At 70.9% G+C, this 12,551-nt stretch carries 10 protein-coding genes; 2 read left to right on the forward strand and 8 right to left on the reverse strand.

The window, feature by feature from the left end; translation table 11 throughout:
* Positions 1-25: 25 nt before the first annotated feature.
* The 3 genes from R6Y94_RS09115 to R6Y94_RS09125 all read right to left on the reverse strand — a co-directional run bounded on the left by R6Y94_RS09115 (position 26) and on the right by R6Y94_RS09125 (position 2,538).
* Positions 26-577, reverse strand: a complete 552-nt coding sequence (locus R6Y94_RS09115) for a YcxB family protein (protein WP_318395353.1) — start codon at positions 575-577, stop codon at positions 26-28.
* 252 nt (positions 578-829) lie between these two features.
* Positions 830-1,372, reverse strand: coding sequence for a GNAT family N-acetyltransferase (locus R6Y94_RS09120; RefSeq protein WP_318395354.1), 543 nt, complete (start codon positions 1,370-1,372; stop codon positions 830-832).
* Positions 1,373-1,956: 584 nt separating this feature from the next.
* Entirely contained in the window at positions 1,957-2,538 is a 582-nt protein-coding gene (locus R6Y94_RS09125; protein ID WP_318395355.1) for a GIY-YIG nuclease family protein, read from the reverse strand.
* Positions 2,539-2,741: 203 nt separating this feature from the next.
* Here R6Y94_RS09125 and R6Y94_RS09130 point away from each other — a divergent pair, with 203 nt between their 5' ends.
* The gene (locus R6Y94_RS09130; RefSeq protein ID WP_318395356.1) at positions 2,742-2,990 is read left to right on the forward strand and encodes a zinc-ribbon domain-containing protein; all 249 of its coding nucleotides are present in this window, start codon (positions 2,742-2,744) and stop codon (positions 2,988-2,990) included.
* Positions 2,991-3,129: 139 nt separating this feature from the next.
* Here the strand turns inward: R6Y94_RS09130 and R6Y94_RS09135 are convergent, their stop codons facing one another.
* The 4 genes from R6Y94_RS09135 to R6Y94_RS09150 form a co-directional block, all read right to left on the reverse strand.
* Positions 3,130-5,346 (reverse strand): MMPL family transporter, encoded by a 2,217-nt coding sequence (locus R6Y94_RS09135; RefSeq protein ID WP_318395357.1) that lies wholly within the window; start codon positions 5,344-5,346, stop codon positions 3,130-3,132.
* Positions 5,347-5,884: 538 nt separating this feature from the next.
* A complete protein-coding gene (locus tag R6Y94_RS09140; protein WP_318395358.1) occupies positions 5,885-6,826 on the reverse strand; it encodes a hypothetical protein in 942 nt (313 codons plus the stop codon).
* Complete coding sequence (locus R6Y94_RS09145; protein ID WP_318395359.1) at positions 6,826-7,317, reverse strand: hypothetical protein; 492 nt, start codon at positions 7,315-7,317, stop codon at positions 6,826-6,828. Before R6Y94_RS09145 ends, R6Y94_RS09140 begins: the two co-directional genes overlap by 1 nt.
* Before the next feature lie 3 nt (positions 7,318-7,320).
* Positions 7,321-8,544: a macrolide family glycosyltransferase gene (locus tag R6Y94_RS09150; RefSeq protein ID WP_318395360.1), complete on the reverse strand. Its 1,224-nt coding sequence runs from the start codon at positions 8,542-8,544 to the stop codon at positions 7,321-7,323.
* A 321-nt stretch (positions 8,545-8,865) separates the two neighbouring features.
* On the opposite strand from R6Y94_RS09150, the gene R6Y94_RS09155 reads away from it, so the two are divergent.
* Positions 8,866-10,479, forward strand: coding sequence for an NAD(P)/FAD-dependent oxidoreductase (locus R6Y94_RS09155; protein ID WP_318395361.1), 1,614 nt, complete (start codon positions 8,866-8,868; stop codon positions 10,477-10,479).
* Between the two features lie 317 nt (positions 10,480-10,796).
* Here R6Y94_RS09155 and R6Y94_RS09160 read toward each other — a convergent pair whose 3' ends face one another.
* Complete coding sequence (locus R6Y94_RS09160) at positions 10,797-12,389, reverse strand: Rieske 2Fe-2S domain-containing protein (protein ID WP_318395362.1); 1,593 nt, start codon at positions 12,387-12,389, stop codon at positions 10,797-10,799.
* Between the last annotated feature and the right edge of the window lie 162 nt (positions 12,390-12,551).

Here is a 12,551-nt window from a genome sequence, read left to right on the forward strand (position 1 = left end):
CCTGATCCTCACCCCGGCCGCGCCGCTACGACTGCCCCTCGGCCGGACGGCCGTCGGCAGTGACACGGGCAGGCGTCGGGTCACCACCCGCCCCGCCCGGGAGCAGACCGCGGTCGATCAGGAAGCGGGTCAACTCGTCGGCCTGCCCGTCGGTCAGGCCGGCCCGTGGGATGTCCCAACTCGCCAGGCCACCGGCCTGCCAGAGCACGAAGCCGAAGGGATATGTCCGGGCCCGCGCGACCAGGTCCCAACTCAGCGCCGTCCGCGCCCGCGCCGACTGCCAGCCCAACTCGTCGTCGGTCAACCGGTAGGTCCGGTCCGCGTACCAGGTCGGGGGCAACCGGGCCACCAACTGCCGGGCCATGATGAACGGCTTGATCACCCAGCAGATTCCCAGGCCGAGCAGGACGCCGCTGCCGGCGGCTGCCCCGATCCGGTCCGGCTGGTAGGCCAGCGCCCCGGCCGAGATCAGCACCACCCCCAGCAGGCCGGTGAAGATCCGGCTGCGCAGCATGGTGACGGCGAAGAGCTGCCGGGCGTACGTCCGATCCCGGGCGGGGGTGAACTCGATATGCACGGCGAGACCCTACTCAGCCACGCCCCACGCACCGCATCGGCCCGGACGGGGGATTGATCTGGAGATCCGATCGGGTCCGGAGCGTCACGACGTCTCCGAGCCCCACCAGGCCGGCGTCGGCCCGGCCAGAGCAATTCCCGGCGTGAACCCGGCGACCCGGCCGCCGTCACCCCGGCCGCACCTGCCGTTGCGTCCATCGGACCGAGCCCGGTCCGGGCGGACCGATTCCCGTTACCGGCGGACCGGGACCGGTCAGAAACGACTGAGCCGGAACGTCTCCAACTCCGCACCGCCATACCAGTCGGTGCGCCGGCCGACCGAGGTCATGCCGAGCCGCCGGGCGACCGCCATCGACGCCTCGTTGCCCGGGGACACCACGGCGTAGATCTCCGGAACCCCGGCGGCGAAGCCCCGCTCGACCGCGCCCCGGGCCGCCTCGGTGGCGTAGCCGTGCCCCCACGAATCGGGGTGCAGGTGCCAACCGACCTCGACGTCGTCGGTCAGCTCCGCCTCGTCGCGTCCGGGCAGCGGCTTCAGCATCACCGTGCCGACCACCCGGCCGTCGTCCCGGCACTGCACCGCCCAGATGCCGTACCCCGGGCCGAACCCGGCGGTGCGGACGTGCCACCGGCGTACCGTCTCGGCGGCGTCGGACGGCTCGCGGAGCGGGAAGGTGGGCGCGCCGAGGAACCGCACCACCTCCGGCCGGGAGTACGTGTCGAAGACCCGGGCCAGGTCGTCGGGCTCCAGCGTCCAGTCCCGGACCACCAGCCGCTCGGTCTCGTATATCGTCACGCGGCCGGATGCTAGTCACCCGGCACCCGGTCGGCCAGCCATTTGCGGCGCGGCCCGGCACCGGCCCCGATGCCGGGCCGGCCGACCGCCTTCCGAGCCCCAGGCTCCCCGACCGTGGTTGTGATGGAGCAGACCGGCTCCACCAGGGCGACGGTATCTGGCCCACCGCAGGCTAAGCGTCAGCCCTCGTTGTTACCGAATGTAGTCGCCGCCCGCGCTTGCGCACGGCAACGGCACCTGACCGTGCGCTGTCTGCGGCTAGAGCAAGCACATCCTTCGATAACTCCAAGTCATACGGGCGCACAGTCCGCGCCATGAACTGGTAGAGGGCCCGCTAATCAGCCCGTTCAGGCGTCGTTGTGGCGGGTGGCTGGTTCAGCGTGGTCAGGTTTGCGTGGGCATCGTCGGCTTCGACCATGCCGAGGTCGGTATCAACTCGGCATGACCGTACGCAGCGAAGCTCACGTCCGTGTTGCTTTCGGGAATCGCCTCGTGAACAGCGACCCCACGGCCGCGATGGTGGACCCCGCCGTGCTGACTTCGGCATGGGCGCGTATCGGTACCTGCTCGCGCCGGGCAATCGGTCACGGCGCGGGCTCGGCCGGGCGGCTGCTGGTGTCGTAGGCGTTCTTCGCGGCGACCACGGCCGCCTGGACGTGTTCGGGATCGACGCCATGCACGTTGAGTGGCGGGTGCAGGCGCCGGACCAGTTCGGCCTCGATGGTCGCCGGCTCCGCGTCCTCGGCCCAGGTGAGACGCAGGTGCGCGTACATCCAGGCGGTCAGCCGTGCCTCGTCCTCGGGAACCAGGACAACGCGGTCGGTCCAGGTCGTCCGGTAGCCCTCGGACACGAGGAGCCCGGCCAGTGTGCGGCGCAGCGTCGAACTGCCCGAGCGCCGGAGATGGTTGCGCAGGATCCGGCCCCGAAGACTGGTCGCCCGACCGAGGTAGAGCAGTCGTAGCGACGGGACGTGCCCGTTCGGCGGCCCGGGGAGGTCGGGAAGGGTCGAGGGAGCGGCCCACCAGGCGTAGACACCACTGCCGCGGCTGAGTCCCTTGACGGCGACGTCGAGTCCGACCGGCGTGCCGGACAGCAGGCGCAGCGCCTCCGCGACCCGGGCCTCGTCGGTGCGGACGTCGTCGGGTCGCATTTCGGGAGTGTTCATCGGGACGATGCTAGGCGTCCCGTCCGGTCCTGTCGGTGCCACTGGGACTGGGGTGCTGGCCGCATGGGTCTGGCGGCGGCGGTCGTAGTGGCCCGAGCCACCCGAATCGCCATCCGGGGCTGAGTCGGCTGTCATCGGGGTATCACCGTGGAAGAGTCAGGCGAACCCACACCGGACGTGATCCAGGCGAACAGGGGTACGGCATGTTCCTGATCTTCGGTTTGCGTACCAAGTCGGAGCGGCTGGGGCTGGTCCCGATGGCCTGCCGGGTCTGCGGGCAGTCCGGCAGCATGCTGCTGGTGCGCGAGATCACCCGGTTCAGCCTCTTCTTCGTACCGCTGTTCCGGGTCCGGACGAAGCACGTGCTCTACTGCACCAACCCGCTCTGCGGCGCGCGCACCGACATCGGAGCGGGCGAGGCACGGCGCCTGCTTGCCGGAGCGCCGCGCTGACCGACGGACAGATCGGCTGCGGCTCCCGGGTCATCCGCTATATCTGCACGCTTTCCCTTCTCTTGGTGGATCTGCGCATGACTGTCTCGACGTCTTCGACCAGGCCCGTCACGCACCGGTATTCTGCGCCCAAGCGGCATCAGGCTGTGGTCGGCCCAGTTGTGGCCGTCTCGGTGGAGCCGAGTTCATCCGTCATAGCCACCGGCGAGGTCGGCCGTGACTCGCGGATGCCGTACCGGCGGTAGACCCGGGCCAGCGGTCCCGGCGCCCACCAGTTCCACCGGCCCAGCAGCCGCATCGTGGCCGGTACCAGCAGCGCCCGCACCAGCGTCGCGTCGACCACGATCGCCACGATCATCCCGATGCCGATCAGCTTGACGAAAACCACCCCACCGGTGGCGAACCCGGCCACCACGACGATCAGCAGCAGCGCGGCGGCGGTGATGATCCGGCCGGTGTACTGGAGCCCGGCGGTCACCGAGGCGGTGTTGTCGCCGGTTCGGTCCCACTCCTCGCGAACCCGGGAGAGCAGGAAGACCTCGTAGTCGGTGGCGAGCCCGAAGAGCACCGCCAGCATCAGGATCGGGTTGCTCGGTTCGATGAAGCCGGTCGGGGTGAAGTCGAGCCAGTCGGCGAGGTGCCCGTCCTGGAAGATCCAGACCACCACGCCGAACGACGCGCCGATCGAGACCAGGTTCATCAGCACCGCCTTGATCGGCAGCAGCACCGACCCGAAGGCGAGGAAGAGCAGCACCAGGGTTGCCGACGCCATGATCAGGGCCATCCACGGCAGCCGAGAGGTGAGGCTGTCCAGCAGGTCCACGTCGAAGGCGGGCCGCCCGCCGACCAGTACCTCCGCGCCGGCCGGTGCCGGGATGTCCCGGACCAGCCGTACCACCCGCTCCGCCACCGGGCCGGTCGGCTCGCCGGGATAGGTCAGCGACAGCAGGGTGGAATCGCCCCGGTTCGCGGTCACCTGCACCCCGGTCACCCCGGTGACCCGGGTCAGCTCGTCGGCGAACCGCTGCGTCTCGGCGACGGAGGCGCCGGAGACGAGTACCTCGACCGGGCCGACGCTGCCGCCCGGGAAGTCCGACTCGATCCGCTCGGCCACCATCCGAGGCACCGCGTCGGCCGGCAGTACCCGCTCGTCGAAGCCGCCGGCCTCCATCCGGACCGAGGGGGCGGCGAGGACCGCCAGCACCGCGACCACACCCAGCAGGTAGAGCACCGGTCGGCGCATCACGCTGCGGGCCAGCCGGGCCCAGGCGCCGGAGCCGCCGACGCCTGCCGTACCGACCGCGCCGGCCGTGTCCGGCCGACGCCGCCACGGCAGGCGTACGGCGAGCGCGTTGATCCGCGGTCCGAGCACCGCGAGCAGGGCCGGCAGCACGGTCAGCGAGGCGAGCATCGCGACCAGGACCGCGGCGATTCCGCCCAACCCCATCGAGCGGAGGAACGACTGCGGGAAGATCAGCAGGCTGGCCAGCGCGGTCGCGATGGTGAGCCCGGAGACCATCACGGTCCGGCCGGCGGTGCTCATGGTGCGCCGGAGCGCCTCGGTGCTCGGAAGGCCGGCGGCGAGTTCCTCCCGGAACCGGCTGACGACGAAGAGGGCGTAGTCGACGGCCATGCCGAGGCCGATCAGCGTGATGATGTTGATGGCGAAGACGGAGACGTCGGTGACCATGCCGAGCAGCCGGACGGCGACGAACGCGCCGAGGATGGCCAGCCCACCGACCAGCAACGGCGTCGCTGCGGCGACCAGCCCACGAAAGATCAGGACCAGCAAGACCAGCAGCACCGGCAGGGAGATCGTCTCCGCCCGGGCGATGTCCTCGGTGGTCTGTTCGTTCGCCTCGGCCAGGAAGGCGACCGTACCGCCGACCTCGGTGGTGATCCCGGGGGCGTCCAGGGTCGGCCGCAGTTCCCGGTACGCCTCGGACTGCTCGTCCGGGTCGGTCGCCCGCAACTGCACCGCCGCGTACGTGGCGTGCCGGTCCGTCGAGAGCAGCGCCGGGGCCTGGGTCTCGTACCAGCTCGTCACGCTGGCAACCTCGGGATGCTGACGCAGCCGGTCGAGGGTGCCGGTGACCGGTCCCCGGAACGCCGGCTGGTCGACGGTGCTGCTCGGGCTGGAGTAGAGGACGAGCAGGTCCGCGCCCTGGTTGCCGAGTTCGGCGCTGATCCGCTGGTCGGTGCGGGCCGACTCGCTGTCCGGGTCCTCGAAGCCCCCGCCGGTCAGCGAGCCGAACACCCCGGTCCCCCAGGTCGCCCCGACCGCGACCAGCAGCAGACCGGCGCCGAGCACCGCCCACCGGAGGCGGACCACCGCCCTACCCCACCACCCGAACATCGTCTCGTCTCCCCCGTCAGCCGTTAGACCCTGGTAAATAAGGGTTTCAGATAGCCGGTGGGCCCTGGTGGAGATCGACGATCGTGGCCGTATCCGGCGTGGCGGTGTGGCATGAGGACGGGCCTTCGGGTACGAGCGGTGGACTGTCGACGGCACCCTGACTCGGTTGCACAACAACCTGCGCGAACAAGTCCGCGAACAGGTCGAGAACCCCGGGGGCGGCAACCATGTTTAGCAGGCTCTAACAGTTGAAGCTGGACAGCAACCAGAACGCACCCGCGCACCGACCGCGCACACCGCCACCCGAACACGCCAGCACGCCCCACATGAGGCAACAGGGTCCTACCGGCCAGCAACCAGTGGAACGGGCTCGCCCGGCTTCGGCATCCATCCTCCGGACGGCAAGCACGGCGACGACTGGTTCGTGCCACGCGCAATGAACCTTTCAACCTACCCTTACGGTCCGTCGTGGCCGCAGGCAGAAGTCGGGGCACGCGCCGCGCGGTTCAGGTTGAAAAAGGTTCAATGGTCAAGCCGTTCATGGCAGTGGACCGTCGGTTTTCGCAGTCGCGCTGAGGCGACCCCGGATCAGCGCGATCACGGTGTCGGCGGTCCGGTCGAGGTGACTGCGACCGTCGGGTAGCCGGGCCTCCGGGCTGATGTAGCTGCGCGGACCGACGTGGGTGGCCGGGTCGAGCCGGTGCACCGTGATCTTCCCATCACGGTAGGCCCGGTTCCATCCGCTCCAGCGGGACAGCCGCCACCGCTGCGGGAACATCCAGGTGCCGACTCGCTCAATCCGGTCGCCAGTACTCGTGAGCCGGTCGAGGTGCTGGGCGTGGCTGATGTCGTTGGCGCCGTTGTGGAACCCGCCGAGAGTGATCAACCAGAGCGGGGGGCGCAGTTGGGACCACAGTTCCTCCACCGCGCCGGTGGCGACCTGGGCACCGCCGCTGTAACTGAGCAGAACCACGGGGATACCACTGTCAGGCCGATAGCCGGCGAACCGGAGCTGAGTGGCGATCTGCGAGCCGACGGCGCGGTTGTACAGGGGGCGGTACCGGCGGTCGGCGGCGACGAAGGTCTGCATCACGTTGTGCAGGAACAGCACCAGACCGATGTGGCGGCGCAGCCATATCCACACCGGCCGGTCGGCGAGCGGAAGGGCCAGCGGCGAGTACGGCTGCACCTGGCCCAGCACCCTGAGCTCCGGCGCTCCGTCGATCAGGGACTTGACCAGGCGGCCGCCGTCGCGGGTGTCGTGGAAGCGGCGTTTCCCGATGCCGTCCAGATAGACCAGGTAGGCGTCCGGGGGGCGGTCCGCGTCCGCGCCTCGGGCGGGGGGCATGCCCTTGGGGCGTACGACGGTGGGGGTCCGCCAGCCTGCGGCATAGACCAGCACCTCGTAGCGGGCGAGCAGAGCTTCGGCGAGCAGGACCGGTCCGACCCCGCCGAGCAGCAGCAGAAGCGCAAACTCCATCACGTGAGCGGCTCCGGTGCTCTTGTCGTGCTGAGCCGCACGACCAGGCGGCGAATACCCTCGACGGCGACGCCAAGCCCGATTCCCGCGACGGCTACGCAGCCGGCGGCATCCCACCAGCCGAGCCCGGCCACCGAGGCGAGCGCGGTGGCGAGGCCGGCCCCCACTCCCACCATGAGGACCAGGTGCAGTAGCGGCCCGAGCAGCGGGAACGCGAGGACTGCGGCGAGTAGCAGCGGGGCGGCCAGGCCTGGTGTCCAGACCAGCGCAGCCTCGTCGGCCGGTGAGGTGGACAGCACCAGTTCGGCAAGGGTCCACGCAGACAGTGGCCAGAGCGCGAATACCGCGCCGTCGACCACGGCGCCGCCCAGCACCATCCCCACCACCCTGGTGTGCGACACGCCGGACAGGCGTGCCACCACGGGCAGGAGACGCCCGACGGCCTCGGACAGCCCGGCGAACAGCAGCAGGATGGCAACGACAGGGGACATCGGTCAGCCCCGCGGTGGCAGATCCACAGAGTCCGGCTCAGTCAACGGGCCGGTCTGCCGCAGATAGCGCTCGAGTTCGTCGGCGGCGCGCGAATAGCCGCCTGCCTGACGCTGCGCGACCTGAAGGGTGCTCGCGGCGGCCCGGAATCGGGGCTCGTCGAGCAGACGTTGGGCGAGGGCGCGCACGACCTCCACGTTGACGTCCTCGGTGCGGATCGCGAGGCCGGCACCGAGTTCGACGACGCGGGAGGCCACCAACGACTGGTCGGCGCCCTGCGGGACCACCAGCATCGGGACGCCCGCGTACAGGGCCTCGTTGACGCTGTTCACCCCGCCGTGGGTGACGAACAGCGCCGCGCGGGACAGCACCTCCGGCTGCGGTACGGAGCGGTGGGCGATCACGTTGGCCGGCAGCGGGCCGAGCGCGGCGGGATCGGTGGGTCCGGTGGAGACGATCACGGTGCCACCCAGCGGGGCGAGCGCGTCGGCAAAGCTGCGCAGCAGCCGCCGGTCGGCCCCGAACACCGTGCCGAGCGAGGCGTAGAGCACCGGGTCCAGCAGCCGCTCGACCGGGAACGACGAGTCAACTGGGCGGGCGCCGATGCTCGGTCCGACGAACCGGTACGAGTAGTCGAAACTGTCGACCTCGGGGTGGAACGCTCGCGACGTGTAGACCAGGTTGAGCGGCTGACGGATGTTCGCCAGGTCGACCAGGGGCACCTCGCGCGTGTCGTACCGGCGGCGCAGCTCCCAGCGCGACTTCAGGTATCCCCCGGCCTGGCGGGGCAGGGCCGCCGCCGCGGCGAGCAGCTCCCAGGAGCCGTGGGTGGGGCTGGGCACATGCCGATTGAACGCGAACGTGGTGAACGACGACGCTGCCGGCACGTCGAGTTCCCGGGCTGCCACCGGCCCCCACAAGCAGAGGGAGTCGTGCACGATCAGGTCGGGCCGGGCGCCGCGCAGATCGGTGAGGACGGCGGGCAGCACGCGCACGGCGGTGCGGGCAAGCTGCTCCATCACCGTGACCGGCGTCGGCGGGCCGGAGAGGGGTTGGTCATCCCCGGAGTAGAGGAGCACGCGCGCGCCGGTAGCCGCGATCTCCTCGGCGTAGGCAGGCGTCGTGTGGTAGGTGACGGAGTGGCCGCGACGAACAAGCTCGGCCACGACCGGCAGCGTCGGGTTGATGTGCCCATGCATGGCGATGTTGAGGAATGCGACTGTGCTCATCGGCCGACCCCGGACAGGACTGGGGTCAGCGCCCGGCAACATGTAACGATCACGGTCCGCCTTTCTCGGTCACAGCGTAGACGCTGCCGGATGGCATAGTGCCGTGGACAAGGTACTCACCATGTTCTGGGGGCAGGTTCGAGCGGGTCGAGCCGCGTGGAGGCGCTCTTCCAGGCCGAGCTGGCGGCCTTCCTCCAGCAACTCGGCGGCGCGGGCCGCGAGTAGCATCCAGCAGCCAGGCGGCGCGGACCGCCGAGAGGCACGCACCGGCAACCGCCAAGCCCGCACCGGGGCAGCCCAACCGAACTAGGCTTCCCGAGCATGACCGCCGAGCTACCCTCCCGCGCCGACGTCGTGATCGTCGGCGCCGGCCACAACGGCCTGGTTTCCGCGATCCTGCTGGCCCGGGCCGGCCTCGACGTGGTGGTGCTGGAGGCCGCCGACACGCTCGGCGGAGCCGCCCGCACCGAGAACCCGTTCCGCAAGGTGCCGCAACTGCGGCACTCCACCGGCTCGTACCTGCTCGGCCTGATGCCGCCGGAGCTGATCCGGCTGCTCGACGTGAAGCTGCCGGTGCTGCGCCGGGACCCGCACTACTTCCTGCCCACCCCGGGCGGGCCCGGCTCGCCGTACCTGCTCTTCGGGGCCGACCGGGAGACGACCCGACAGCAGATGGAACGGTTCTTCTCCCGGGCCGACGTGGCGGCCGACGACGCGATGCAGGCCGAACTCGCCGCGCTCCGCGACGACCTGGCGCCGGCCTGGCTGGCCGAGCCGCTGCCCGTGCCGGAGACCGCCGACCGCTACATCCGGCCCGCGCTGCGCCAGGTCTTCGTCGACCTGGTACGCGGCTCGGTCGCCGACTACCTCGCCCGGTTCGACTTCCGCTCCGAACTGCTGGTCTCGATGTACGCGGTCACCGACGGGCTCTCCGGGCTGAACGCCGGTCCGGACGACCCGGGTACCGGCTACAACTTCCTGGCCCACAACATGTGCCGGCTGCCCGGAGCGGGCGGCACCTGGATGATCGTGGCCGGTGGGATGGGTACGGTCAGCCGCACCTTCGCCGACGCCGCCCGGTCCGCCGGGGCAAGGCTCTTCAGCGGTACCCCGGTCGCCGCGATCACCGTGGACGGCGGCGCCGCCAGCGGAGTCGTACTCGACGACGGGCGGAGCGTCGCCGCCGGGGTGGTGCTCGGCGCCGGTGACCCGTACCGGCTGATGGAGCTGGTGCCCGACGGCGCGCTGCCGGCCGCGCTCACCGAACGGATGGCGGCGGTCCGGCGCACCGGCACCACCCTCAAGGTCAACCTGGCCCTCGCCGGGCTGCCGGACTTCTCCTGCCTGCCCGAGGGGGCGCCGAGCCCGTTCGGCGCCACCATCCACCTGCTGCCCGGCTCCGCGGCGCTGCTGCCCGGCTCGGCCGGCGACTCGCCGATGGCGGCCCTGCGCGGCATGTGGGCGGACGTGCGGGCCGGGCGGCTGCCGGAGGAGCCGACCATCGAGTGGTACCTGCACACCACCGTCGACCCGACGCTGCAGGACTCGGCCGGGCACCACTCGTCGGCGCTCTTCGTGCAGTCCGTCCCGTACGCCCCGACCGCCGGCTCCTGGGACGAGCTGCTGCCCGGATACGTGGCCCGGCTGCTGGAGATCTGCGACCGGTACGCCCCCGGCACCACCGGGCTGGTCGCCGACGCCGTGCCCCTGACCCCACCCGGCATCGAGGCGCACTTCGGGATCACCGGCGGGCACATCCACCACGTCGACAACACCGTCTCGTTCACCGACCGGATGCCGTACGCCACCGGGATCGACGGGCTCTACGCCGGCAGTGCCGGGTGCCACCCCGCCGGCAGTGTGATCGGCGCGGCCGGGCACAACGCGGCTCGCCGCATCCTCACCGACCTCGGTCGGCTCGGCCCGGCCACCTGAGTTCCGGCCGGGCCACCGTCCCGGATCCGCCTCGCGCCCGCGGACTCCACCGTCCCGGATCCGCCTCGGCCCGGCCACCTGAGTTCCGGCCGGGCCACCGTCCCGGATCCGCCTCGCGCCCGCAGACTCCACCGTCCCGGATCCGCCTCGGCCCGGCCGCCTGAGTTCCGGCCGGGCCACCGTCCCGGATCCGCCTCGCGCCCGCGGACTCCACCGTCCCGGATCCGCCTCGGCCCGGCCGCCTGAGTTCCGGCCGGGCCACCGTCCCGGATCCGCCTCGCGCCGGCAGACTCTCCGGCTCGGGGTGGAGGACGCGTTCAGCCTGCAGCCTCGGACTCGGCGGCGGTCGCGGTCGCCGGGGTCTCGTCGACCCGGTGCGCCCGGATCGAGTGCCCGACGCTGGTCAGGCAGCGCCCGCTGGCCAGGTCGAACCGCCAGCCGTGCAACTGGCAGGTGAGCTGGTTGTCCTCGACGATGCCGAACCGGGTCAGGTCCGCCTTCAGGTGCGGGCAGCGGCGCTGCACCACCCAGTCGCCGAGGGTGATGTCCTCGGCGTCGGTGGCCCGCTCGTGCTCGTCGTACCAGCCCTCGGCGTACTGGAGGCGCTCCTCGGAGAGGCACTTGAAGAAGGCGTAGACGAACTCGTTGTACTGACCGATCCGCGCCGCCGAGAACCGGCAGGAGAGGAAGAGCGAGTTGACCCAGTCCACCTCCTCGATGTGCAGCAGGTGCTCGACCAGCGCCCGCTCGGTACGGAACCGGTAGCGCACCTTCTCGTCCGCGTACGGCCGGACCTCCTTGCCCGGGAAGTCCACCAGGATGGATTCGACGCTCTCGCCGTCGTAGCCGACCAGGTCGAACCGGACCGGCCCGCCGACCCCCTTGGCGAGATAGATCGACTCGTCCAGCAGCGGCTCGATCCGGCGCTTCATCTCGGCCAGTACGTCGATCTCCGGATGCCGCCAGGACGCCTTCGCCGCCTCGATCACCGGCCGGGAGCGCTCCTGGTACTCCCGCAGGTGCTCCTCCTTGCGCGCGAAGAACTCCCGCACGTCCGGCACCGGGTGGGTGGTGTGCACGCTGTCCGTGCCGACCTCGGAGACGCTGCCGGGGAGCAGGATCACCCCGTTGTCGTAGCCGAGCCCGGTGTAGTGGTCGAGGAAGACCTGCTGGTCGGGGAAGATGTTCCCCTCGTCGCCGTGGATGTCGTTGAACTGCCACAGCTCGTCGTCGAGGAAGCACGGCGGGCCGGCGATCGGGAAGACCCAGGACGCCTTGAGGTCGTCGATGTAGCGGATGGTCCGGTCCATCTGCCGGTCCCGCTTCTGCTTGCCGAACGCGGTCTTCGCCGCGCTGGGCAGCTCGTAGACCATCGGATACCAGATCGCGCCGGAGAACTGGAGCAGGTGCGCGTGCACGTGCCCCAACTCGGCGAAGACCCCGAGATCGGTCGGGCGGGCGTCGTTCTGGTTCAGCAGCCGTACCCCGTCGTACTCCACCCAGAGCGAGGAGTCGCCGATCGGGCCGTCGGTGGGGCTGGTCAGCGCCTGAATCATCACCTTGAGGCCGCCGTCCAGCTCGACGACCTCCTCGCTCTTCGTCTTCAGGAAGCTGGTAAAGCCGAGTTCCCGCAGCTCGTCCTCCAGCTCGGAGGTGGGGTACTCCGGCAGCAGGACGGTCGCCTTCTTCGACACGAAGCGCGTGAGGTGCCCCGCGTCGAAGTGGTCCCGGTGCAGGTGCGAGACGTAGAGGTAGTCGACGTCGCCGAGGCTCTCCCAGTCGAGCTGTGAATTGTCCGGGAAAGGGAACCATGAGGCGAAGTAGGCCGGGTTGACCCACGGGTCGCACAGGATGCTGCCCGCACCGGTGTCGATCCGCATGCTCGCGTGTCCCGTACCGGTCAAACGCACCGCGCGGTCCCCCTATCTCGTCCCTCGCCGCAGGCGATCACAGGTGTACGCCCAAACGCTACCGGAGGCCCCGTACCGGCCGACCCGCGACGCCGGGTTGCGCCACCCGATCGCGCCGAAGCCCCGCCCAGCGCGCGGAGCTTCGAGCGGGGGCGTCAGGCC

Origin of the sequence: Plantactinospora sp. KLBMP9567 (assembly GCF_033446045.1) — a bacterium.
GTDB lineage: Bacteria > Actinomycetota > Actinomycetes > Mycobacteriales > Micromonosporaceae > Plantactinospora.